Raw genomic sequence first — 24,247 nt, 5'->3', positions numbered from 1 at the left:
ATTTGATTTTAAATAAGTACTCATTTTTTTACCAAATTAATGAATAAATATCTAAATAAGCTATTTTTTTATAAGGATCCCAGCTCAACTTTAAAGGGAGAAATTGTTAGAAATAATCAGTTTAGAATAATAATTTAGAATTTTCCAGTAAAAAAATATTGACCAAAAGCGTCATTACGAATACGCTTACATTGTTGGGTAAAAAAGCTTAAGCAAAAATTTACACCATTTTACATCTAATGAAAAAAAAGGATTAAATGAATAATCCCATGTTTGAGAATAATATGGACAAGAAGTTAAATCAATCGAAGAATACAGAAGTATAATTGGTACGAAAGAGTATGGGGAAAAATCCAAATGCTCTCATTTTTAGAAAGAATTATCAAAAAATAAAAAAAAATAAAATATTTTTTAAATTAATAAGGGGGTGCTGTTGTGGGACGTTACGTGCTACAGAGATTTATTTACATGTTTGTCACACTATTTTTGATTTGTACTGTTACATTTTTCTTAATGAAGTTGTTACCAGGTTCGCCATTAAAAAACCCAGAGAAATTAACACCTGAACAAAAACAAATTATTTTTGTTAAATATGGGTTAGATAAGCCAGTTCCTGTACAATATGCAAATTACATGAAGAACCTTGCTAAAGGTGATTTAGGAGATTCATATAAATACGATAATCGTACAGTAACTAGTATGATTAAAACTCGTATAGGTCCATCAGCTCAATTAGGTGCACAAGCACTATTACTAGGAACATTTATCGGATTAATCTTCGGTATCGTTGCAGCATTAAAAAATAATACTATATATGACTACGGTTCTACTGTTCTAGCAGTTTTAGGTATCTCGATTCCGTCATTCGTATTCGGGGCAATCTTACAGTATTATTTAGCAGTAAAATTACATTGGTTCCCGGTAGCATATTGGGAAAGCTTTAAATACACGATTCTCCCGACAATTGCATTGTCAGTATTCGTTACAGCAACTGTAGCTCGATTCTCAAGAACAGAATTAATTGAAGTAATGAACTCAGAATATATCGTAACAGCAAAAGCAAAAGGTATTTCTCAAGTAGGCGTAATTCTAAAACATGCCCTGCGAAACGCATTAATCCCAGTAATTACAATTTTAGGCCCAATGGCTGTAAACTTAATGACTGGAACATTAGTTATTGAAAATATGTTTGCTGTACCTGGACTAGGTTCTCAATTCGTTAACTCAATCCAAACAAATGACTATTCATTAATTATGGGTACAACAATTTTCTATAGTGCATTATTATTAATCGTAATTTTCGTAGTAGATATTTTATACGGTGTAGTTGATCCACGTATCCGTTTAGCAGGAGGTAATAAATAATGAACAACAACACGGCTCAAAAAATTTCATCTGATTTATTCCAACCTGCAAACGTAGATTTGAATAATGCAGATAAAATATCTAGACCTTCAGATTCTTTCTGGAAAGATGCAAGACGACGTTTTAGGAAAAATAAAGGTGCAATGTTAGGATTTATTATCCTAGGCATCTTATTACTCTTCACATTATTTGGTCCAATGATGAGTGGACACTCTTACAAAGACCAAGATTTAAAAAGATCAAAATTACCACCAAAAATTGGTGTATTAGAAAATGTAAAATTCTTACCATTTGATGGATATGATCAATATGGAAATGACGTTTATAAAAATAAAGGAATTAAAGAAAACTACTGGTTTGGTACAGATGACTTAGGCCGTGATATATTTACAAGAACTTGGTCTGGTGCTCGAGTATCAATCTTAATCGGTTTATTAGCAGCTGTAATTGATATGGTAATTGGTGTTGCTTTTGGAGGTATTTCAGGATTCTTTGGTGGACGAACAGATACAATCATGCAGCGTATTGCCGAAGTATTAATGGGTATTCCATATCTAATCGTAGTAATTCTGTTTATTCTAATCTTTAAGAACCCAGGTATCCTTTCAATCGCATTAGCGATGGTAATTACAGGTTGGGTAAGTATGTCACGTATCGTACGTGGTCAAATGCTAAAACTAAAAAATCAAGAATTCGTATTAGCATCAAGAACTTTAGGTGCAACAAATACTCAATTAATTGCAAAACACTTAATTCCAAATATTATGGGTCCAATCATCGTAATGATGATGTTCACGATTCCAAGTGCAATCTTCTCTGAAGCATTCTTAAGCTTCATCGGTTTAGGTATTGCACCACCAAAAGCATCATTAGGTTCTTTAGTAAGTGATGGCTTCAAGTCATTACAAACTTTCCCTCATATGATGATTATTCCAGCGGTTGTAATCAGCTTATTAATTTTAAGTTTCAACTTAATTGCTGACGGATTACGCGACGCTTTAGATCCAAAAATGAGTAAGTAATTTTGAAGGGAGAATGAACTATGAGTAAATTATTAGAAGTAAAAGATCTGTGTGTCTCCTTTTATACTCATGCTGGTGAAGTTCAAGCGGTACGCGGAGTTTCATTTGATCTTAAAAAAGGTGAGACATTAGCAATTGTAGGTGAATCTGGTTCAGGTAAATCAGTTACATCTAAAGCATTAATGGGGCTAATTCCAAACCCTCCAGGTAAAATTAAGAGTGGCGAAATCTTATTTGATGGTAAAGATTTAGCAAAATTAAGCGATAAAGAAATGCAAAATATTCGTGGAAAAGAAATCTCAATGATTTTCCAAGATCCTATGACTTCTTTAAATCCAGTATTAACGATTGGATATCAAATAACAGAAGGTCTAATAAAGCACCAAAAAATGAGTAAAACTGAGGCAAAGAAAATTGCTTTAGAATTAATCAATCTTGTAGGTATTCCAAATGCTGAAGATCGTTTTAAACAATATCCACACCAATTCTCTGGCGGTATGAGACAACGTGTTGTTATTGCAATGGCGTTAGCATGTAATCCTAAATTATTAATCGCCGATGAGCCAACAACAGCTCTTGACGTTACAATTCAAGCTCAAATCCTTGAGTTAATGAAAGAAATTCAAAGAAAAACAGATTCAGCAATTATCTTTATTACACATGATTTAGGTGTAGTTGCGAATGTTGCAGATAAAGTTGCAGTAATGTATGCAGGTAGAGTAGTTGAAATGGGAACTGTAGACGATATTTTCTACAATCCAAAACATCCTTACACTTGGGGACTTTTAGCTTCAATGCCAGATTTAGATAATGAACAAGGAGCAGAATTAGTAGCAATTCCTGGTACACCACCAGATCTATTAAATCCTCCAAAAGGTGATGCGTTTGCACCACGTAATCCAAATGCTTTAAAAATTGACTATGAAATGGAACCTCCTATGTTTAAAGTGTCTGAAACACACTACGCTGCAACATGGCTATTACATGAGGAAGCTCCAAAAGTTGAACCACCTGAAGCCGTTAAGAAGCGTATTCAACGAATGAAGGAAGGTGAAGTAAATGTCAAATAAAGCAGAAAAATTAGTTGAAGTTAAAAATTTAAAACAATACTTTAATACAGGTAAAACAACTGTTAAAGCAATCGATGATGTTACATTTGACATTTTCCGTGGAGAAACTTTCGGTTTAGTAGGTGAATCAGGTTCTGGTAAATCTACAACTGGACGTGCAATCATTCGTTTATATGAAGCGACTGATGGACAAGTAATTTTCGATGGTGAAGATGTACATGGTAAGAAAAATCGTAAAGAGTTAAAGAAGTTTAACCGTCGTATGCAAATGATTTTCCAAGATCCATACGCTTCATTAAACCCGCGTATGAAAGTTGCAGATATCATTGCAGAAGGTATTGATATTCATGGTTTAGCTCGTAACAGAGAAGAGCGCATGAAAATGGTTTATGACTTACTTGAAACAGTAGGTTTAAATAAAGAGCACGCTAACCGTTTCCCACATGAATTCTCAGGTGGACAACGTCAACGTATTGGTATTGCAAGAGCACTTGCTGTACAACCAGACTTTATTATCGCCGATGAGCCAATCTCAGCTCTTGACGTGTCAATTCAAGCTCAGGTTGTAAACTTAATGAGGAAGCTTCAAAAGGAAAAAGGTTTAACATATCTTTTTATCGCCCATGATTTATCAATGGTTAAATACATTAGTGACCGTATCGGTGTAATGTACCACGGTAAAATTGTTGAGCTTGCAGATAGTAATGAATTATATGAATACCCAATGCATCCTTACACAAAATCTTTATTATCAGCAATTCCGCTTCCAGATCCTGATTATGAGCGCAATCGTAAACGTATTGTTTATGATCCAAAACAACACGATTATTCAAATGAACAACCACAATTACGTGAAGTTCGTCCTGGACATTTCGTACTTTGCTCTGAAGCAGAATTTAAAAATTATCAACAAATGTATAAATAATAAATCAATCCTAGTGAGTTTATCACTAGGATTTTTTTATTGGATTGAGGAGTGGAAGGGGAGAATAGGTGGAAGGTATTAAGAGTTGATAGGTCATGAACGTATTTATAAACACATAAAGGTCTCAAGGGTAAGGAAAAATGTAAGAAGATTAAATTAGGCTAAACATAAGGGATTCATGAGTATGTAGAAGAGCAAAAAGAAGAAAAAAGGTTACTCGTGAGGGGGTAATGTGTAACTAGAAAAGCAAAAAGATGGAATTAGGTTACTCTTGAGTAATTAAAAACGTAAGAAAAAGAAAAAAGGTTACTCATATAGGTTTCACGGTAAATAAAAAAACAAGAATCCGAAATTGTCTTACCCATTAAGGATTCATACAAGTTAAGGGAAAATTAAGGTGGAGGTTTTATAATTATAAGTGTAGATAAGGCTAGGTATAATAATGTAGGATAAGCTTTAGAAGAAAATTAATCCAGAGCGTACAATGATAACCGAATTTTTAATTCAAAGCCCCTGATTCTAATATTTCAAAGTACTGTACCAAAGGACGAACTAGTGACCTTAATCAATTCTACATTGGTTATACACTAAACCTTATCAAGGCAAAAAAAAGAAAGGGCCTTTGCCCTTTTTTTAATTGTAAATTTCTTATAATACTGTTCTTAATAAGTTTTTTTACGGAACTTGCCTTGGCCACCAACTTGTTTGAAGTTTGCAGACATTCTGTCAGACATATCAACAAATTGACTTTTTTTACTTCTTCCAAATATTTTTTCGCCGATCGCGTTTGTAAACACACCATTAAGTGCAGTAATTCCAATTACTAACACTGCAACAATCAATAGATCAGTTATGTAAGCTGCCATAAGATTAGCCTCCTAGGAATGTAAGCGTTACTATTATTGTATTAAAAATTTGGTGAAATAGAAAGAATAATTAAGCTTTTTCCTAAAAATTATTTTTGAACTTTTTATAAATCAATCTGTCTTTTAGTATTGTAACTTGAAGGACTAAGTTGTGTAAAAAAATGGGGTACTTGACTACTTTGGGGGATACCGTGGGAAGGTTAGATCATACAAGAGTGGATGACACAAGCAAGCATGTTTCACTAAACGGATAGTGAGGTTTGTGGTGTGAAAATCAGCTTTCTTTAAGTAAAATAGATCAAAGAAACTAGTCTATATTTTACTTTTAAATTTACTGAAAATTGTACACCTTTTGTATAGGTTTTTTTAAATTTTTTTACAAATTTGTATATATTTATTTTCCACAATACTGTATAATGTGAACATATAGTGGTAGATTAAACTAATTATAATTAACCAATTCTTATAAATTAATACACATAACTATATTACTTTTTTTTAAAAAGAGTAGTTAGGGGGAGAGCAAAATGGTAATTTTGTATAATTCACCAAGTTGTACGTCTTGTCGAAAAGCAAAAATGTGGCTAGAAGATAATAATATTCCTTATAAAGAAAGAAATATTTTTTCAGAACCATTATCAATTAATGAGATTAAACAAATTTTACGTATGACTGAAAGTGGTACTGATGAAATTATATCAACAAGATCAAAAATTTTCCAAGAATTAAATGTAGACTTAGAAAGTCTTCCTTTACAAGACTTATATGAAATCATTCAGAAATATCCTGGTTTACTAAGAAGACCGATTATTATTGATGAAAAACGTTTACAAGTTGGTTATAACGAAGATGAAATTAGAAGATTTTTACCGCGTTCAGTTCGCACATATCAATTACGTGAAGCGCAACGTTTAGTTAATGAGTAAATCTACGTTTTGAATTGTGAAAAAAATTACAATTCTTGATTAAGATTCTCAATCATATTGAACAAATACTTATTCATATTATATAAAAAGCTGTAAAAAGTTAAATGCATACTTTTTACAGCTTTTTTTTAACAATTAGGATGTTCGCTTACGGTACCGAATATTATTAAAATAATAACCTATAACAATGGTGAAGATTATACAAGATGAACCGACAATTAATTCCATATCGTTCCGCCCGTTTATATATTGACTGATAAATGGCTCGTCTATTAACATTTTGCTAGCTGTTATTGAAAGAACAGAAGCCCCTACAAAACTCAATATTGGATATCTTTCTAAAAACCATAAAACGATTTTACTTCCCCAAATAATAATTGGAATTGAGATGGAAAGACCTAAAATGACTAAGGATGGCTTTCCGTTCGATGCCCCAGCTATTGCTAATACGTTATCAATTCCCATAACTAAATCAGCAAACACAATTGTACGAATTGCATGGAAAACTGTGTAGTTCTCCTTTATAGAGGGGTTGTCATCCTCTTGAATAATTAATTTGCAAGCTATGTACAAAAGTAATATTCCGCCAATTAAATGTAGAAATGGGACTTTAAGGACGAAAATTGCACATATTGTTAGGATAATTCGTAAAACAATTGCGGTAATACTACCGAAAATTATCGCTATGTTACGTTGCTTATATGGTAATTTTCTACATGCTAATGCAATGACAATAGCATTATCTCCACCTAAAACAATGTCTATAATAACAATCATTAAAAAGGACCATATATAATGAAGATCTATCATGAATTCACCTCTCTTATTAAAAGCTTTAAATGATTGTCCTAATATTAATAGGTATATGATGATTTTTAAAAAATAGGTGAATTTTATTTCCAAAATTTTAAATTGTATCATAAAATATAATTGTAGTTACTATTCGCATTTAATAAATTTTCATGGTAAGATAGATAAAAATTTACTTATTAAAGCTAAATTTTTAAGAGTATTTTTCTAATTTACTATTTCAGAATTTTATATTTAACATAAATTTCTTTTACTTTATTTATTCTATTTCGTCTAACGCAATTACTTGTTGTTCATTAAAGGAGGGGGAAAACAAATGGAAATAGAAAGAATTAATGAAAATACGTTTAAGTTCTCCATATCCTACTTAGACATCGAGGAGAGAGGTTTCTCTAAAGATGAAGTATGGTTAGATCGAGAAAGAAGTGAAGAGCTTTTCTGGGAATTAATTGATGAAGCGCATTTGACTGAGGAATTCATTGCTGGTGGCCCCCTATGGATTCAGGTACAGGCACTAGACAAGGGTTTAGAAGTTGTTGTAACAAAAGCTGTGATTTCTAAAGACGGCAAAAAAGTAGAAGTGAACTTAGGTGAAGGAGAAAAGAATTTAGAAATTCCATTTATCTCTGTAGATGATGACGAAGATTCAGAAGAAGATGATGATGACGATATTTTTGAATCGATGGATGAAGAGGAAACTGAACTTATTCTTTCCTTTAAAAATCTTGAAGACATTATTTCTTTATCGCATTCTGTTAATCAAGAATCATTTGAAAGTACACTTTATTCCTTCCAAGATTATTACTATCTTTATGTTAAATTTGAAGAAGAGTTGCTTGATGAAGTTCAAGTCGATTACTTATCATCAATGTTACTTGAATATGGTCATCGTTCAAAAGTAACTATACATGTTTTAGAAGAATATGGAAAATTGATTTATGAAAAAACAGCTTTACCTCATTTTAAATCAATTTTTCCATTATTGTAATAGCCGATGCCTTAGGGATCGGTTTCTTTTCTTTATAAAGGAGAATATTGATGCAATTTCGATTAAAGATTTTAATATTTTTATCAATTGTAGTATGCATTTTATATTTTGCTTCTCCAACTATTAAATTCATTTGGTTAATGAATTTTGCATTTTTTGAGAAATCTACTATTTTTAGATTAATAAGTATAATGTTCTCGATAACAGCTATAGGTGTATCGATTATTATTTTCCTTGAAAATAGAAATCCTGCTAGAACTTTAACATGGATCATTCTATTAGCTATTTTCCCGTTATTTGGTTTTGTTTTTTATTTAATTTTTGGACAAAATTACAAAAAGAAAATGGTCTATCGAAAAAAGGCAATTAATGATCAAAATGCAAATGGTTTAATTAGTGGATCAGAAGATGTAGAAGTGAAAGAATTTATAGCACAAAATCAAAGATTAGAGTATCTAATAAATATTGCAGCTAAACAGAGTAATACACCAGTCACGATGAATACTTTTACAAAAGTTCTTACAAATGGAAGTGAAACCTTTCCAAAAATAATTGAGGAACTAAAAAAAGCAAAGCACCATATTCATATCGAATTCTATATAGTAAGAAATGACGAGATTGGTAATCAACTAAAAGATATTCTAATTGAAAAAGCACAGAATGGTGTAAAGGTTCGATTTCTCTATGACGCTGTAGGTAGTTGGAAATTATCAAGAAATTTTGTAAAAGACTTACGAAAAGCTGGTGTAGAAATACTACCATTTTCTCCTGTTAAAATTCCAGTTTTAAACGATACGATAAATTACCGAAACCATCGGAAAATTATCGTCATAGATTCGAATGTAGGATTCGTTGGCGGATTAAATATTGGAGACGAGTATCTTGGTAAAGACCATTATTTTGGAAAGTGGCGAGATACTCATCTATACCTTAATGGAGAAGGTGTACGAACACTACAATTCATATTCTTGCAAGACTGGTATTATATGACGAATGAGTTAATTGATGAAAAAGAGTACTTTGACATTAATGCTAGTAATTACTCTTCCAAAGGAGCAATTCAACTTGTTTCTGGTGGACCAGACCGAAAGCATGAAGTGATAAAAGAGTTATTTTTTGCGATGATTACAAGTGCAAGGAAAAGTATATACATTGCTTCACCATATTTTGTTCCTGATGAAGATATTTTAACTGCCCTTAAAGTTGCAGCAAATGGTGGGGTAAAAGTAAAAATTCTAATGCCCGATCGGCCCGATAAGAAAATTGTATTTTATGCCTCACGTTCATATTTTCCAGAGTTATTAGAAGCTGGAGTCGAAATCTATGAATATAGACAAGGATTCTTACACAGTAAAATATTGATTGTAGATGATGAAATTGCATCTGTTGGAACGGCGAATATGGATATGAGAAGTTTCCGTTTAAACTTCGAAGTCACTGCATTTTTATATTTAGAAGAAAGTATTAATCACTTAGTTAATGATTTTAATAATGATATCCGTGATTCTGAAGCAATTATTTTTAATGATTTTAAAAAGAGACCTATATACAAAAGGATATTTGAATCATTATCAAGATTAATGGCACCACTTTTGTAATGAATTACCTTTTTGATAGAAAATTTTATAATATTTCATATAGTCACCTACCAAATCGAAAATTTAATTTGGTAGGTTTTTTGTTTGAAAAATCGTTTTTAATTTTTTGGAAGGAAAATACGAAATGGATAGTGAAGTAATTTGGAAAGGAGGTAGTGTGAAGATGATCGTCGCATTAAATACAAAAAGGCATACTATTAATTTATTTGAAGTTAAAACAACAGAGGAATTATTAAGATTAAAGCAAAACGGACCATACTTTTGCCCGATTTGTAAAAAGCAAGTGAGGCTCAAAATTGGAGTAAAGAGGGTAACTCATTTTGCGCATATAGATTTGACTGAATGTGAAATTGAGAAAAAAGAGAGTATTGACCATTATAAAGGGAAGTTTGCTTTGTATCAGTTTTTTAAAAAGTTTAATATAAATGTTGAAGTTGAAAAATATATACCTGAATTAAATCAAAGACCTGATTTATTTATTAGATTAAATAAATTTCAAATGTGTGTTGAATATCAATGTTCGGTTATTCCTTTAGAAATAATGATAAAGAGGACTAACTCTTTTAAACATAGTGGTATGAAAGTATTGTGGATCCTAAATGACAAACTATTAAATCAAAAAAGATGGTCATCCTTCAACATTAATTCACTTTCTATTTATTCACTTGTTAGAATTAACGTTTTTTCACTTCTCTTCTATAATCCTACATTACAATCATTTACAGTACTTTCCTCATTAATAGCATTTTCTCCTGTCCAATATATTGGTCAAAAGAACGTATTTCCAATAAATAATTTCAGTTTTAAGGAATTTTTATCTCCAAATAAAATTGATAAAAAGGTATTTGTATTAAAATGGAACCGTTTAAAAAAGGATTTTAGACTATATCAACATTTGCATACTAAAGGTAATTTAAAAGTTTTTAAACAGTATTTATACAATGCAAATATTAATTATTTTCCGGCATTAATTGGAGTTCCTTTAGAAAGTAACTGCATAATTAAGGAACATTGTATCTTTTGGCAGGGGCAAATATATTTTAAATTTTTTCATGAAGCAGAAATTGGACAACTTATCTTTATAGATAAAATAAATCAGTCTGTAAAAATGGAAGTACAGAATGGTAAGTGGAGAGTTAATCAATTTCAAGATAATGGAATAGATAATTTGGAGAAATGTGTAGAAAAGTATATTGACTTTTTAGTAAAAATTAGAATCGTAAAACGTATTAAAAATGGTAAAATAATGAAGATAGCTAAAGCTATTATTCCATCATCATTCCAACAAGCATTGGATGAAGACTGTCTGAGCGCTAATACAGCATTTGATTTGTTGTTTAATGCAAGAACTGATTCAAATGATTATTAATATCAGGCACTGGAATGTTATTAATACTAATAATAATTTTAGGGGGATCAGACATGCTAGAACAAAAAGCTGTTAAAAAATTACCAACTAGAAGTGAAGTCCAAGAAGAATTAACTTGGAAGTTGGAAGATATTTATGTAACAGATGCAAAATGGGAAGCAGAGTATAAAAAAGTACTTGAATTAATCCCATCGTTTTCAGAGTTTAAAGGTAAATTAGGTGAGTCATCTCAAACACTTTTAAATGCATTAAAAAAACAGGATGAAATTTCGTTTTTATTAGGTAAATTGTATACATATTCTCATATGCGTTACGATCAAGATACAACAAATTCTACATATCAAGCTTTAGATGATCGTGCGAAAAATCTATACACTAAGGCCGGAAGTGCAATGTCATACTTCGTGCCTGAATTATTAACAATTTCAGAAGATACATTGAAAAAATTTATGGAAGAAAATGATGAACTGAAATTGTTCGAGCACTCTTTAGAAGAGATTTTAAAGCAAAAACCACATGTTCTTTCAGCAGCTGAAGAGGAAATTATGGCACAAGCTTCTGAAGTGTTATCTTCTTCTAGTAATACGTTTGGAATGTTAAATAATGCAGATTTAAAATTTCCGACGATTGAAGACGAGAATGGTGAAGAAGTAGAAATCACACATGGCCGTTATATTCACTATTTAGAAAGTGCAGATCGTCGCGTTCGCAAAGAAGCTTTTGAAGCGGTTTATAATACGTATGATGCGTATAAAAACACTTTTGCAAGTACTTTAAGTGGTGCTGTAAAGAAAGATAATTTCAAAGCAAAAGTTAGAAAATATGATAATGCTCGTCATGCAGCATTAAGTAATAACGAAATTCCTGAAATTGTTTATGATCAATTAGTTTCTACTGTAAATGATAATTTAAATTTATTACATCGTTATATTGCTATTCGTAAAAAAGCGTTAAAACTTGATGAAATTCATATGTATGACTTATTTACTCCATTAGTAGAAGAAGTAAAAATGGAAGTTAAGTATGAAGAAGCAAAAGAAATTTTATTAAAAGCTTTAAAACCATTAGGTGATGAATATGTTGAAATTCTAGAAGAGGCATATGAAAGCCGTTGGGTAGATGTTGTAGAAAACAAAGGAAAGCGTAGCGGGGCATACTCTTCTGGTGCGTATGGTACTAACCCATATATCCTAATGAACTGGCAGGACAATGTAAATAATTTATTTACATTAGCACATGAATTTGGTCATTCAGTGCATAGTTACCATACTCGTAAAAATCAACCTTATGTATACGGTGATTACTCAATCTTCGTAGCTGAAGTTGCTTCTACTTGTAATGAAGCAATTTTAAATGATTATTTACTAAAAAATACGGAAGATCCTAAACAAAGACTTTATTTACTAAATCACTATTTAGAGACTTTTAGAGGAACTGTATTCCGTCAAACGATGTTTGCGGAGTTTGAACATCAGATTCACGTATTAGCTCAAAATGGTGAGGCATTAACGCCAGATTTATTAACGAAAACATATTACGAGCTTAACCAAAAATATTTTGGTGACGAGATTGTAATCGACGAGTTAATTGGTTTAGAATGGAGTAGAATTCCGCATTTCTATTACAATTACTATGTTTACCAATATGCAACAGGATTCAGTGCAGCAACAGCACTATCAAAACAAATTCTAGAAGAAGGCGAACCAGCAGTTGAAAGATACTTAGGCTTCTTAAAAGCAGGAAGCTCTGATTATCCAATTGAAGTATTGAAAAAAGCTGGCGTTGATATGACCTCTTCACAACCAATCGTAGAAGCATTGAAAGTATTTGAAGAAATGTTAAACGAAATGGAAGAACTTTTATTTAACGAATAACTTATTTAAACAAACACATGTAGCATCATACTATATGTGTTTGTTTTTTTATCTGACTTTTTCTATATCTTTATACCTACTATTTTGTGTCTAAAATGTGAAATATTTCTCAAATGGTTGCCAAACTCTAAAATAAATTGTATTATAAGGGTGTGAATTACTTCACAAACACAAATACCCCTTTGTTGAACGTGAAAATTTCTCCCATCCCCTTGATGTAAAATATTACATCAAAAAAAAGACCTAGCGAAAGCTAGGTCTTTTTTTGTTTCTTAAACTACATACTGATAATAAATTTGATCTTTTTGGACAATTTTCTTAACTTTTCTACGCAGGATTAATTTTTTTAATTCTAACTCCATACTTTGAGTAGATTGTTCGTAAATCATACATAATTCTTTAATAGTAACAAATGGTTGAAATTTAATAAATTCAGCTAAATCAGGTAGTTCTCGTTTTTCTAACTTCGAATTAGTCATTAGTTCTAATATTTTTACATAAGTCTGATAGCTTTCAAAACCAGAAACTTTCAAACCTTCTTCTTCAATATTTTCATTAAAAAATACAACGCTTGGAATTTCAGTTACATGCATTTCTTTAGTAACTTTAATATCACATTGCAAAGCTTTAATAGAGTGGGTACTGTGTAAATCTTCCATAAACTCTTTTACATCAATATTTATATCTTTAGCACATTCGATAAGAACATCTTGATCTGTAATGTCTAATTCCATCAAGAAATAATATTCTTGTAACTTCTTTAAATAGTTAACGCCAGCTACTCTACCTTGAAGCTCAGCTGCTTTTAATGCAATTGCAGAGTAGTATGGGTAAAGTTCTTTATTATCAATCCATAAATGGTCGTCGCAAAGGATATCCGATCTGCTAGCTGTCTTCTCCCATACGAATGCAAGCTGAGAAGGTCGTTTTTCTAATAGTTTTTTAGTTGTGTAATATCGATTAACTGGAATATAAGTAGATGAAAAATATTGGCCATATTCTAAGTGAAACTTTTTTAAAATTGTACTAAAATCCCAACAATTTCTACAAAGTGGATCTATGAATACATACAATTCAATCGATTTTTTTGTACAATTCTGCTCGGGAAGCGTGATTGATTCATTTTTATATTGTTTGTCATTCATATATTTCACCCTTAATGCAATTCATAAGTCCGTACTATAACAGACTTGAAAATTAATTTGTAAGATATAACACGTTTGTTCTCTAATGGTATTGTAGCAACGGATAGTTAATATTTCAAATATGATGCACTATTTTTCATTAATCTATTAATATTTCCTTAATTCATTTGAGTAAGGTGATAAAAAGAGGGTGTCTCAAAAGTCCGATCGAATCGCAAAATAGATTTGTGAAATGAATATAAAAAACCGAGAATAGAGTCTGGTTTACAAAAATGGATGAGAGAACCGCAAATAAGGAGTTTATATTTGCAAGTAAGTATGAACTGCAAATAAAATTCCATAATCGCAAATAAAATTGTTAGAACTGCAAATAAAATTAGAGAATCGCAAATAAGACGTAAAATTGTACATAAGTAGATAGTTTCAAATGGCAAACTAGCTTTATTTTTAGTTAATCGGTTAAAAGGTTGAGCAAAATCTGGTAGTACTCTATAAAAAGGATGATAAAATCGGCTACATACTAAAAAACGCCGAAATATCCCCTCTAGGTTTTTCCGGCGTTCAAAAGTAACTATTTGCGCTGTGCTATTTCAACAAACTTGGCGTATAATCAGCAAGTTCACAACTTAATGTTTGCAAAGTATTCGTAAATTAAATCATCCCTTTTAAACTAAAAATGGAGCTTAGATGTCAGTTAGCCTGATTTCCTTGTTTAACATTAAAAAAGCGTCTAATTTTATTTAATGTTTTACGCATAGGAATTTGTTGCTTCTCTAACAGATTGATAAACTGTTGTTTACCAATTTTTTCATCCGAAACTTCGAATTCTAACTCATAATCCTCGTGATTTAAATATGTACTGTGGTCTAAAACTAAGAGTCCATTTTCATAAGGAAATTCTACTCTGTTTGTTGTTAAGTCACCTATTAATACTAGGTCATTTAAGTTTAATTTTACTTCGTTGATATATTCTTTTACTTCTCCATCTGGAAGAATGTATGTCTTTAGCATAGTAGATGCTTCAGTATCACTAATTTTTTGATTAATTTCTAAATGTCCGACTGCTTGTTTTATTTTTAAAGTTAAAGTAAATGAAGTTAGTGACTTTTTTCGGATTCTTAACGCTCCACCATGTTCTTTAATTGTAAAATCAGGTGTCTCAAAATAATAATTAGTTTGTGATTGGAAACTTGACTCGTTAACTTGGAAATATGATTTAAGCTTTTCAAATTCCTCTTTTGTTAATAAGTTTTTAAATTCAATTTCAATTTCTTTAGCCATAATTAACTCCTTATTTTTAGTATTATTTTTTGTTGTTGAATGTGCTAGTCGTCGTCTATTTTCTATTTGATATGTTACAATAGAAATGGTCAAATTTAAATAAAATACATACATTAAAAAGGTTGAGGTTTTAGTGATGAGAAAAATGCTTGAAATAAATGGAATAAATATAAATGAAGATGGTTTATTTCTATTAATCGACGATACAAAAATGGATTTAGAACAGTGTCATGAAGTAGGAACAATGATTGCAGACTCAGACCAGAGTTCACTATTGTATATATTAGAAGAAAATGAAGAATTTGTATATGTCACAGTTCCTTATGAGTATTGGTCGGACTTGAAAAAAGCAAATGATCAAAAGTTAAACGTATTTTTAAAGGTCGGTGAAAAGAGTCTTTCACTAAATAATTGGAATGAAGAGTTAACTTATTTAATCCAAAATGTTGAAGGTAATTTTAACTATGGAGAAGAATTTGTTAAGCAAGTTCAAAGCGCATTTTTAGAAGAGAAGTAAGTTGGTGGTGATTTTTTATGAATGGTCAATGGGAAAGTTTTTTAGCACCTTATGAACAAGCAGTTAGCGAATTGAAAGTAAAGTTAAAAGGGATTAGAAAACAGTTTGAAGAAACTAATCAGCATTCCCCTATTGAGTTTGTAACTGGGAGAGTTAAGCCTATTCACAGCATTGTTAATAAGACAATAAGAAAAGGAATTCCACTAGCGAATTTAGAAACTGAATTACAGGATATTGCCGGTCTTAGAATGATGTGCCAATTTGTAGAAGATATTAAAAATGTAGTGGAGCTTCTCCGCAAACGTAAAGATTTTACAATTGTAGAAGAGCGAGATTATATTACAAATAAAAAGAATAGCGGATATCGTTCTTATCATGTAGTTGTTGAATATCCAGTTCAAACAATTGAAGGTGAACGAAAAGTTTTAGTTGAAATTCAAATAAGAACTCTTGCGATGAATTTTTGGGCAACAATAGAGCATTCTTTAAATTATAAGTATAAAGGGAAATATCCTGAAAATATTCATGAACGATTACAAAGAGCGGCTGAAGCAGCGTTTCTATTAGATGAAGAAATGTCTCTTATTAGAGGAGAGATTCAAGAGGCGCAAGCAGAGTTTTCGAAAAAAAACGACCAATAAGGAAAGGGCGAGAAAATGAAATTCGTAATTATGTCTAAGGGCGATCAAGAGTCCAATGAACTGACGAAACGAATGAGAGATTATTTAGAGAGTTTTAATTTTAAATTTGATGAAGAAGAGCCTGAAATCGCTATATCTGTAGGTGGTGATGGGACCTTACTTCATGCTTTTCATAATTACACTCATCTTCTCGATAAAGTATCTTTCGTAGGGGTTCATACTGGGCATTTAGGGTTTTACGCTGATTGGGTACCAAGTGAGGTAGAAAAGCTTGTTATTGCAATTGCGAAGACTCCATTTCAAGTAGTTGAATATCCTTTATTGGAAGTAATCATCCGTTATAAGGATGGAAGAAAAGAAATGCAAACATTAGCTTTAAATGAATGTACGATAAAAGGTCTTGAAGGTACATTAGTGATTGATGTTGAAATAAAAGGTCAGCATTTTGAGACATTTAGAGGTGACGGTCTTTGTATTTCTACACCTTCAGGTAGTACAGCGTATAATAAAGCACTTGGTGGAGCAATTATTCATCCATCAATTGAAGCGATTCAAATTGCTGAGATGGCTTCAATTAATAATCGAGTTTTTCGTACAATTGGTTCACCACTTGTTTTACCTAAACATCATACTTGCTTACTTAAACCTGTAAGAAACGCAAATTTTCAAATTACATTAGATCATAAAACAATAGTGCATCAAGATGTTAAATCGATTCAATGTCGAGTAGCTCATGAAAAAGTACGTTTTGCACGTTTTAGACCTTTTCCTTTTTGGAAGCGTGTCGTTGATTCTTTTGTTAAATAAAAATGGTGAAGAATATGAAGCAATTTAGTTTATCATGGGAAGTAAAAAAAGAGCATAATGGAATTTTACTTAGAGAGTTTCTTAAATTAAAGGAGCTCTCTAAACGTGCTCTCACAGATATAAAATTTCAAGGTGGAAAAATTACAGTAAACAATGAAGAAAAAAACTGTTCGTACAATTTTAAAAGAATTAGATCTAGTACAAATCTATTTTCCAATCGAGAAACCAAGTGAGGATCTTATAGCTGAAGATGTTCCTTTTGAAATTGTTTATGAAGATGATGCTGTATTAGTCATAAATAAACCTTTTGGAATACCAAGTATACCTTCTAGAGAACATCCTAATGGTACTCTTGCAAATGGTATATTATTTTATTATCAATCAATTGGTCTCCAATCGACCATTCATATTGTAACTCGATTAGACAAAGATACTTCGGGATTAATGTTAGTTGCCAAAAATCGTTATATTCATTATTTGTTTTCGAAAAATGAATTAAAAAATGTACAAAGAAAATATTTAGCGATTGTCCATGGACAAATGAATGACACTGAAGGGGTAATACGTGCAAAGATTGCTAGGAAAAGTGATAGTATTATCGAGAGAATGGTTTCTGAAGTGGGACAAGAAGCAATCACACATTATAAAGTCCTTTTAGTAAGTAGAGACCACTCAGTTGTTGAATTAGTATTAGAAACAGGACGAACACATCAAATCCGGGTTCATATGTCTTCGATTGGTCATCCATTAATCGGGGATGACTTATATGGAGGTAATACTGATCTTTTAAAAAGACAGGCGTTGCATAGTTATCAATTGTCATTTATTCATCCAATTGATCATACGGAAAAAAACTTTGAAATCGCTTTACCTGCGGATTTAAAAATGTTATTGGAATCGTAAATGTCAAGTAATAAATTTGTCTAAATTTTGTATAATTTATTGACAATATATGAATAATAGATTATTTTTAGTATGTAGTGTTTCTCCATGGGGATGGAAGAGACTAATATATTAAGCTGATAAGTGAGCGCTTACATTATCAGCAAAAAAGTAGGTTCCGATCAGAAACCTACTTTTTTTTGTATCTATTTAAGCTAAAATTACAAGTTCATCATGACTTTCCTAAACTCTGCTCTCTTTTTCTTCGTAAAAACTAAATTTTTCTTCAATGTATGGCATGGAAGATTGTACTTGAGTATATTTACGTTCTGGATATGAAAATGCTGTTAGTTTACCACCAAAGACAGCGCCAGTATCAATATTAATTGTATTATTTAATTCTCTTGGTTCCTTAATTGGAGTATGACCATAAACAATTAATGCTTTACCTTTATACTCTTTAGTCCAATCTTTTCTTACAGGCATGCCATTTGGAAGCACTTCTCCATTAATATCTCCATATAAAACGAATGTTTTAACATTATTTGAATGCTTACCAATCATGTCCTCACGTATACCAGCATGACTAACAACTAATTTTCCATTGTCTAAAACATTATAAAGTGGGGAACCTTCATAAAGTTTTTTAAACGATGCTTGATAGTGGCTTCTTTCTTTACCACTAACTGATTCTAATTCAGCAACTGTTGTTTCAAGTCCATGTTGAATTTTTACATTACGACCAAGAAAATAACGATAAAGTTTATTACAATGATTCCCTGGTGAATAATGTGCTTTCTTATGTTTCATCACAAGTTCATATACTACTTTTATAACTGCAAGAGAATTAGGTCCCCGATCCGTTAAGTCACCAACAAAAACTAACTTTCGATTTTCAGGGTGAACAGGAATATTATTCTCCCACGAATAACCAAGTTTTTTAGTTAATTCAACAAATTCATTATAACAACCATGAATATCACCTATAATATCGTATTTCATCCTATCAATCCTTTTAGTCTGTTATTTCAACAAGTAATAATCGTAGTATGCCCCAAAAAAGCAGCGTCAAAGAACTTTCCTAGAAGCGGTATTGCTAATAAAAAAAAGGGGTAAAGATCTTTATTAGATCTTTACCCCTGTCTTTTTTGTATCTCTACTCTATCAGTCAAACATATACTTATTTGTTCTAGATCTTACATTAAGGATGAATCCAATTGCGAGAAGGTTAGTTGCTAGAGAACTTCCTCCGTAACTTACGAATGGTAGAGTAATCCCTGTAATTGGTAGTAGACCGATTGTCATACCAATATTTTGGAAAATCTGGAAAGTAAACATTCCGACTACACCAGCACAAAGATAGCTACCAAATTTGTCGTTACTTTCTAAAGCAATATGAATCATTCGATAAATTAATAAGAAGAATAATGATATTACTACACTTGCTCCTATGAAACCGTATTGTTCGCATATTACAGTGAAAATAAAATCTGTATGAGGTTCAGGGAAGTATGCTTCACCGTTATGGAACCCTTTACCTGTAAGCAAACCAGAACCAGCTGCCATTAATGCCTGAGTAAGCTGATAACCTTGAGAAGGGTATTCATACGGTGCTAACCAACCGTAAAATCGATTTAACTGGTATTCCTCAAGTACATGCGATGTGAAAAATTCAAAATGATAAAAGTATAGATAAACCATGAATGCACCAAGGCCAATTGTTAATACAACTAGTCCAAGAATATAGCGCCAACGAATTCCAGAAATTAAAATCATTGTTGCGATAATTGCACACATAACCATTGTATTTCCTAAGTCAGGCTCTTTCGCAATCAGTAGTAGAGGAGGCAATGAAATACCGAATATTTTACCTAAAAGTAAAATATCTTCTCTCTTTCCACGAACAGCGTACATTTCATTATGTCTTGAAATAATCGTTCCTAAAATAATGATCATAAATATTTTCATTAATTCAGATGGTTGGAAGTTACCTATACCAGGTAAGGTGTACCATGCCGTTGCACCTTTGATGGTTTTAGCACCTGGAATATGCAGTTCTAATCCAAGTAGTAGGAGTAGTCCAAAACCATACATATACCAAATAACATTTTTATATCGATCAAAATCAATGATCATAATAAAGGCAATACCAACAAGTCCAATGATATACCATTTAATTTGTTGTCCAGCGAAATTGATGCTTCTTAGATTTGCAGGAAGGCTTGGCATTGCACTAGTAATTGCAAGATAACTTACAGCGGCAATACAAAAAAGGATAAAAAGTAATTTGAAATCAATTTGAAAGGGAGATGTACGGTCTTCCTTCATGTCCTCACCTCTCTATAATAAGTTTTATTAGTATGCTTTTAAATAGGCACATTTAATGTACGACAATCATCATTATAGTTTATTTTTGCCTTTAAAGGAATTCAAAACTATAAACTCTTTTTAAATAAACTATTATATTTATATTTTTTGTGGATAAAGCTATATATAACTTTACTATTTTCAATTCATCGTATTTGTGCTACTATTTTAGTATCTAGTACTAATAACTAATAATAAAGGAGATGAATGATATGATTTCATTGCAAGGAAAAACTTTTGTTGTTATGGGTGTTGCAAACTTCCGTAGTATCGCTTGGGGTATTGCACAATCATTACATAGCGCGGGAGCAAATTTAATTTTTACATACGCAAATGAAAGATTAGAAAAAGGTGTTCGTGAATTAGCTGACTCACTAGAAAATCCTAACAATCTTTTAGTTCAATGTGATGTAACTAGTGATGAAGATTTAGCAAAATGCTTTGCATCAATTAAAGAGCAAGTAGGCACAATTCATGGTGTAGCACACTGTATCGCTTTTGCTAATAAAGAGGATTTAAAAGGTGAGTTTGTAGACACAAGCCGTGATGGATACTTATTATCACAAAACATTAGTGCTTACTCTTTAGTAGGTGTAGCTCGTGAAGCAAAACCATTAATGGTTGAAGGTGGAAGCATTGTTACGCTAACTTACTTAGGTGGAGAGCGTGTAATGCAAAACTATAACCTAATGGGTGTATCTAAAGCAGCTCTAGAAGCTTCTGTACGCTATTTAGCGAACGATTTAGGGAAATACAATATTCGCGTAAACTCAATCTCTGCAGGACCAATCCGTACGCTTTCTGCAAAAGGAGTAGGCGACTTTAATACAATCTTAAAAGAGATCGAAGAAAAAGCACCGTTACGTAGAAATGTAACACAAGAAGAAGTAGGAGATTCTGCTTTATTCTTATTTAGTGACTTAGCAAGAGGTATTACTGGAGAAAACATTCATGTTGATTCAGGATACCATATAATGGGATAAGAAAAGTAAGAACAATAGAAGTCTAAATGACTTCTATTTTTTTTCGGGTTGACATAACATACCTAGTCATGAGTATGTAAAAGAGCAAGAAGATGAATATACTTTACTCATAAATGGTTCATGAGTAAGTAGTACAGCATGAAGATAAAAAATACATACACATAAAGGGTTCATGAGTAAGTAAAACTGCCAGAGCAAGAAAATACCTTACTCATATCAATTTAAACGGATGTTACTCAACTCATATTGGGATGCGGGATTAAAAAGCGACGAGGAAGCTCAGCTCATGCCCCCATCCCCATGAAAAGCTTACAACCTGCAGTGTAAATAAGCTTTCTTCCTTATATGGGTAAACATTCAGTTAGAGAAATCAACCTGACATTAGTCAAATAAAAAAAGTGCCTTCTTATTATGATCATAGATAAGCACTTTTTTATTGTAAATGTGGCATTTTAATTTTATTAATTCTTACGGAATAAAAATTGATTTTAAGTGACGAAGACCTACTAATTTGCTTTCTCCTCTAGATGTAGTCAACTCAATGAAATTTGAGTCAATGGAACTCAACTTACCTATATATTCGTAATTTTCTCCACTGTTCATTACGACTAATTCACCAATCAACTTATTTAATTGAACTTCTAACGTGCGTGCTAGAGGGATATTAGAAGGATTAACAGGTAATAAATTATTACTTAACATATAAGGGGTTTTTTCAGTGAGATACGGGGTTAACCACTTTAAATGCTGTAGGGATATATACATGATTTTATAGATCGGTGAATAGAATACAAAGTAATTATTCATGATTGTTGTAATAAAGCCATGAAAAGAACGATTATTTGATAGACTAATTTCTACAAAAATCCCTTTAGCAGCAGTTAATACTTTACGTAAAGATAACTCATCTTTTTCGTGTTCTAATTCTTGTAGGGAAGGAACAACACCAAAGGATTCTTCGAGTGTACTTTCACTTAGATTATGAATATGAAGTAGTGGAATATAAAGGAAATTTTCACCATTGAAAACAACTAATAAATCATTTCCGACTTCAATTAAGATTCCATCAACATTACTGTTACCAGATATTTCAATTGTAACTTGTTTGTTGAGAAAATTTTTGAAACTTGCCATGATTTTCTCCTTTCTTAAAAAGATAAATCATTATTATTCAGACATGTTCATTTCTGAAAAAGGATTTTCAATTTTATTAATATGGGCATATCGATTAGAATGATAGTTTGTCTAAATAAAATCAATCATTTCAATAAAAGATTGGCAAGGTTGTTAGTGCCTGTCTTATATGAATGAAAAAAGATTATTAAGTTTGAACATTTTATAGTTGGATCAGTTAGTTAGTTCATAACAGCATACTTCCAATGATCTATTGATTACCACTCAAAATTAAGTATAGTTTCAAATTACTTTATAATGGTTTTACATAATTAGAATGGCATCGAGGGTCAAAGTTTTATAAAAAAAGGGTCGTTTTATTTCATAAAACGACCTTTCTAAACATTATTTTCTTCTTCTTAATGTTTGGCTTGTCGTATTACTTCTTTCGTAAACTTCAAATTTTTCTCCGAAACTTACACTTTTTACATGATAAGTAGCAAGATACACTAGTTCATCGTTAAAAGAAATTTCTACATAATCATGGTTTGCATCAAGAAGAATACCTTCAACTTTGTCGTGGCCACCGCGATTAATTTTTACCCATTGTCTAACTTGAGAATTTAATAAGTCTACAAAATTCTCGTTTGGTAATAATTCAATCGTATTGTACATTTCATCATAAGATAATCTACCTTTTGCAAATGAAGTTACGCTTTTAATATGAGTATAAGGGAAGTAAATTACACCTTCAGCCTCTGTAAAAAGAGCAATATGTGTTCCATATGCACCAAGTAATAAACCTTCTTTAGATTCATGACCTCCTCGACCAATTCTAACTCCTTTACCTACGAATACTGAGAATAACTCTTTATTCACTTTTTCATCGCTCCTTGTTTTTTCTGTGCGGTTACAATGTATTTATATGTGCCCTGTCAATTGTTTGTACTAGGATATTTGTCCAATTTATATGAATATGTACAAAATTAGTCAAGTGTTGATAGGCATTTATTTCTTATTTTCGTATAAATCTATAGGTTACTTGATTGAGAAAAAAGTAACATGATAAATATTGTCCGTTCATATAATTTATGAGAGCACACTTACGAGGGAGGAACAACAATGGCAAGAAAAGAGTCTAAAGAGGGTGTAAAGCCATTATTATATATTGCGCAGCCAGATTTTAAAGAAGCCAAGTTGAACGTACAACACTCTTATGTGGTCAAAGTAAATAATCAGGATCAAAAACAAAAGGATAAAGAATATGTAGCTTCTAAATACGAAGAGGTGGAAGAACTAGAAGAACTAGAAGAACTAGAAGAACTAGAAGAACTAGAGGAATTAGAGGAATTAGAAGATGTTATGAATTTAGATGAACAAGAAGAGCAACAAGAAGAACAAGTTGAAGCAGACAATACTTGGATGAAAAAACCATTTAAAGCTATGACGAATGAAGAAAAAGTTTTATTTATAATAAATAAGCCCCACTATATTCCAAAGGTTGAGTGCCGAATTCGAACAGATAAGGATTTATATATCGGCTATATTATGGGTTACAACGAAGGAAAGGTTTCAATTAAAGTTTCTTCAAAAATTAATGATATTGAATTGGATATTCAAAGTATTGTAAGTATTCAAATGGTAGGTATTTAAGGCGTTAAAAAGGTGGTAGATACATGATCTACCACCCATAGTTTT

General features: G+C 31.5%; 22 protein-coding genes and 1 pseudogene. 15 read left to right on the top strand and 8 right to left on the bottom strand.

What is annotated here, in order from left to right; all coding sequences use genetic code 11:
- Positions 1-435: 435 nt before the first annotated feature.
- The 4 genes from opp3b to EP747_RS12270 are packed head-to-tail and all read left to right on the top strand — an operon-like array spanning position 436 to position 4,382.
- Positions 436-1,365, top strand: coding sequence for an oligopeptide ABC transporter permease (opp3b, locus tag EP747_RS12285; RefSeq protein ID WP_129690340.1), 930 nt, complete (start codon positions 436-438; stop codon positions 1,363-1,365).
- Positions 1,365-2,387 carry an oligopeptide ABC transporter permease gene (gene opp3C / locus EP747_RS12280; protein WP_129690338.1) on the top strand — a complete coding sequence of 341 codons (1,023 nt, stop codon included), beginning with the start codon at positions 1,365-1,367 and terminating at the stop codon, positions 2,385-2,387. The genes opp3b and opp3C overlap by 1 nt, the downstream gene beginning before the upstream one ends.
- A 20-nt stretch (positions 2,388-2,407) precedes the next feature.
- Positions 2,408-3,457, top strand: coding sequence for an ABC transporter ATP-binding protein (locus EP747_RS12275; RefSeq protein ID WP_129690336.1), 1,050 nt, complete (start codon positions 2,408-2,410; stop codon positions 3,455-3,457).
- Positions 3,447-4,382 carry an ABC transporter ATP-binding protein gene (locus tag EP747_RS12270; protein WP_129690334.1) on the top strand — a complete coding sequence of 312 codons (936 nt, stop codon included), beginning with the start codon at positions 3,447-3,449 and terminating at the stop codon, positions 4,380-4,382. The genes EP747_RS12275 and EP747_RS12270 overlap by 11 nt, the downstream gene beginning before the upstream one ends.
- A gap of 662 nt (positions 4,383-5,044) precedes the next feature.
- Here EP747_RS12270 and EP747_RS12265 read toward each other — a convergent pair.
- A complete protein-coding gene (locus EP747_RS12265) occupies positions 5,045-5,248 on the bottom strand; it encodes a hypothetical protein (RefSeq protein WP_069032985.1) in 204 nt (67 codons plus the stop codon).
- A 527-nt stretch (positions 5,249-5,775) separates the two neighbouring features.
- Between EP747_RS12265 and spxA the strand changes: the two genes are divergently transcribed.
- The gene (gene spxA / locus EP747_RS12260) at positions 5,776-6,174 is read left to right on the top strand and encodes a transcriptional regulator SpxA (RefSeq protein WP_056473638.1); all 399 of its coding nucleotides are present in this window, start codon (positions 5,776-5,778) and stop codon (positions 6,172-6,174) included.
- 135 nt (positions 6,175-6,309) lie between these two features.
- On the opposite strand, the gene EP747_RS12255 is transcribed toward spxA, so the two are convergent.
- Positions 6,310-6,981, bottom strand: a complete 672-nt coding sequence (locus tag EP747_RS12255; protein ID WP_056474234.1) for a TerC family protein — start codon at positions 6,979-6,981, stop codon at positions 6,310-6,312.
- 319 nt (positions 6,982-7,300) lie between these two features.
- Between EP747_RS12255 and mecA the strand changes: the two genes are divergently transcribed.
- The 4 genes from mecA (at position 7,301) to pepF (ending at position 12,813) form a co-directional block, all read left to right on the top strand.
- Positions 7,301-7,972, top strand: coding sequence for an adaptor protein MecA (mecA, locus tag EP747_RS12250; protein ID WP_129690332.1), 672 nt, complete (start codon positions 7,301-7,303; stop codon positions 7,970-7,972).
- A 50-nt stretch (positions 7,973-8,022) separates the two neighbouring features.
- Positions 8,023-9,570 carry a cardiolipin synthase gene (cls, locus tag EP747_RS12245; RefSeq protein WP_129690330.1) on the top strand — a complete coding sequence of 516 codons (1,548 nt, stop codon included), beginning with the start codon at positions 8,023-8,025 and terminating at the stop codon, positions 9,568-9,570.
- A 163-nt stretch (positions 9,571-9,733) separates the two neighbouring features.
- A complete protein-coding gene (locus tag EP747_RS12240) occupies positions 9,734-10,939 on the top strand; it encodes a competence protein CoiA (RefSeq protein ID WP_235832878.1) in 1,206 nt (401 codons plus the stop codon).
- Positions 10,940-10,992: 53 nt separating this feature from the next.
- Positions 10,993-12,813 carry an oligoendopeptidase F gene (gene pepF / locus EP747_RS12235; protein ID WP_129690326.1) on the top strand — a complete coding sequence of 607 codons (1,821 nt, stop codon included), beginning with the start codon at positions 10,993-10,995 and terminating at the stop codon, positions 12,811-12,813.
- 272 nt (positions 12,814-13,085) lie between these two features.
- Here pepF and EP747_RS12230 read toward each other — a convergent pair whose 3' ends face one another.
- Entirely contained in the window at positions 13,086-13,958 is an 873-nt protein-coding gene (locus tag EP747_RS12230; RefSeq protein ID WP_129690324.1) for a DsbA family protein, read from the bottom strand.
- Between the two features lie 690 nt (positions 13,959-14,648).
- Positions 14,649-15,239, bottom strand: coding sequence for a CYTH domain-containing protein (locus EP747_RS12225; protein ID WP_129690322.1), 591 nt, complete (start codon positions 15,237-15,239; stop codon positions 14,649-14,651).
- A gap of 136 nt (positions 15,240-15,375) precedes the next feature.
- On the opposite strand from EP747_RS12225, the gene EP747_RS12220 reads away from it, so the two are divergent.
- From EP747_RS12220 to EP747_RS12205, 4 genes and pseudogenes are all read left to right on the top strand, one after another.
- On the top strand, positions 15,376-15,756 hold the full coding sequence (locus EP747_RS12220) for a hypothetical protein (protein WP_129690320.1): 381 nt from the start codon (positions 15,376-15,378) through the stop codon (positions 15,754-15,756).
- Between the two features lie 17 nt (positions 15,757-15,773).
- Positions 15,774-16,397, top strand: coding sequence for a GTP pyrophosphokinase (locus tag EP747_RS12215; protein ID WP_069032993.1), 624 nt, complete (start codon positions 15,774-15,776; stop codon positions 16,395-16,397).
- Positions 16,398-16,412: 15 nt separating this feature from the next.
- Positions 16,413-17,204 carry an NAD kinase gene (locus EP747_RS12210; RefSeq protein ID WP_097973651.1) on the top strand — a complete coding sequence of 264 codons (792 nt, stop codon included), beginning with the start codon at positions 16,413-16,415 and terminating at the stop codon, positions 17,202-17,204.
- A 14-nt stretch (positions 17,205-17,218) separates the two neighbouring features.
- Positions 17,219-18,107: pseudogene (locus tag EP747_RS12205) on the top strand (RluA family pseudouridine synthase).
- 222 nt (positions 18,108-18,329) lie between these two features.
- On the opposite strand, the gene prpE reads toward EP747_RS12205, so the two are convergent.
- Positions 18,330-19,088: a bis(5'-nucleosyl)-tetraphosphatase PrpE gene (gene prpE, locus EP747_RS12200; protein WP_129690318.1), complete on the bottom strand. Its 759-nt coding sequence runs from the start codon at positions 19,086-19,088 to the stop codon at positions 18,330-18,332.
- A 162-nt stretch (positions 19,089-19,250) separates the two neighbouring features.
- On the bottom strand, positions 19,251-20,414 hold the full coding sequence (locus EP747_RS12195) for an FtsW/RodA/SpoVE family cell cycle protein (RefSeq protein ID WP_129690316.1): 1,164 nt from the start codon (positions 20,412-20,414) through the stop codon (positions 19,251-19,253).
- A 251-nt stretch (positions 20,415-20,665) separates the two neighbouring features.
- Here EP747_RS12195 and fabI point away from each other — a divergent pair, with 251 nt between their 5' ends.
- Entirely contained in the window at positions 20,666-21,436 is a 771-nt protein-coding gene (gene fabI / locus EP747_RS12190) for an enoyl-ACP reductase FabI (protein WP_098844207.1), read from the top strand.
- Between the two features lie 468 nt (positions 21,437-21,904).
- Here the strand turns inward: fabI and EP747_RS12185 are convergent, their stop codons facing one another.
- Complete coding sequence (locus tag EP747_RS12185) at positions 21,905-22,570, bottom strand: DUF2642 domain-containing protein (RefSeq protein ID WP_129690314.1); 666 nt, start codon at positions 22,568-22,570, stop codon at positions 21,905-21,907.
- Positions 22,571-22,954: 384 nt separating this feature from the next.
- Entirely contained in the window at positions 22,955-23,428 is a 474-nt protein-coding gene (locus tag EP747_RS12180) for a spore coat protein (RefSeq protein WP_129690312.1), read from the bottom strand.
- Positions 23,429-23,671: 243 nt separating this feature from the next.
- On the opposite strand from EP747_RS12180, the gene EP747_RS12175 reads away from it, so the two are divergent.
- A complete protein-coding gene (locus tag EP747_RS12175) occupies positions 23,672-24,202 on the top strand; it encodes a CotO family spore coat protein (RefSeq protein WP_129690310.1) in 531 nt (176 codons plus the stop codon).
- Positions 24,203-24,247 lie beyond the last annotated feature (45 nt).

The organism is Gottfriedia acidiceleris (assembly GCF_004138285.1).
Taxonomy (GTDB): Bacteria; Bacillota; Bacilli; order Bacillales; family Bacillaceae_G; genus Gottfriedia; species Gottfriedia acidiceleris_A.
The sequence above is the reverse complement of the archived record's forward strand: the minus strand, read 5'-3'. Positions and strand labels throughout refer to the sequence as shown.

Coding starts and splice junctions, on each gene's coding strand:
- opp3C (WP_129690338.1), top strand. CDS start 1,365: ATGAACAACAACACGGCTCAAAAAATTTCATCTGATTTATTCCAACCT.
- EP747_RS12275 (WP_129690336.1), top strand. CDS start 2,408: ATGAGTAAATTATTAGAAGTAAAAGATCTGTGTGTCTCCTTTTATACT.
- EP747_RS12270 (WP_129690334.1), top strand. CDS start 3,447: ATGTCAAATAAAGCAGAAAAATTAGTTGAAGTTAAAAATTTAAAACAA.
- EP747_RS12265 (WP_069032985.1), bottom strand. CDS start 5,248: ATGGCAGCTTACATAACTGATCTATTGATTGTTGCAGTGTTAGTAATT.
- spxA (WP_056473638.1), top strand. CDS start 5,776: ATGGTAATTTTGTATAATTCACCAAGTTGTACGTCTTGTCGAAAAGCA.
- mecA (WP_129690332.1), top strand. CDS start 7,301: ATGGAAATAGAAAGAATTAATGAAAATACGTTTAAGTTCTCCATATCC.
- cls (WP_129690330.1), top strand. CDS start 8,023: ATGCAATTTCGATTAAAGATTTTAATATTTTTATCAATTGTAGTATGC.
- EP747_RS12240 (WP_235832878.1), top strand. CDS start 9,734: ATGATCGTCGCATTAAATACAAAAAGGCATACTATTAATTTATTTGAA.
- pepF (WP_129690326.1), top strand. CDS start 10,993: ATGCTAGAACAAAAAGCTGTTAAAAAATTACCAACTAGAAGTGAAGTC.
- EP747_RS12230 (WP_129690324.1), bottom strand. CDS start 13,958: ATGAATGACAAACAATATAAAAATGAATCAATCACGCTTCCCGAGCAG.
- EP747_RS12225 (WP_129690322.1), bottom strand. CDS start 15,239: ATGGCTAAAGAAATTGAAATTGAATTTAAAAACTTATTAACAAAAGAG.
- EP747_RS12220 (WP_129690320.1), top strand. CDS start 15,376: ATGAGAAAAATGCTTGAAATAAATGGAATAAATATAAATGAAGATGGT.
- EP747_RS12215 (WP_069032993.1), top strand. CDS start 15,774: ATGAATGGTCAATGGGAAAGTTTTTTAGCACCTTATGAACAAGCAGTT.
- EP747_RS12210 (WP_097973651.1), top strand. CDS start 16,413: ATGAAATTCGTAATTATGTCTAAGGGCGATCAAGAGTCCAATGAACTG.
- prpE (WP_129690318.1), bottom strand. CDS start 19,088: ATGAAATACGATATTATAGGTGATATTCATGGTTGTTATAATGAATTT.
- EP747_RS12195 (WP_129690316.1), bottom strand. CDS start 20,414: ATGAAGGAAGACCGTACATCTCCCTTTCAAATTGATTTCAAATTACTT.
- fabI (WP_098844207.1), top strand. CDS start 20,666: ATGATTTCATTGCAAGGAAAAACTTTTGTTGTTATGGGTGTTGCAAAC.
- EP747_RS12185 (WP_129690314.1), bottom strand. CDS start 22,570: ATGGCAAGTTTCAAAAATTTTCTCAACAAACAAGTTACAATTGAAATA.
- EP747_RS12175 (WP_129690310.1), top strand. CDS start 23,672: ATGGCAAGAAAAGAGTCTAAAGAGGGTGTAAAGCCATTATTATATATT.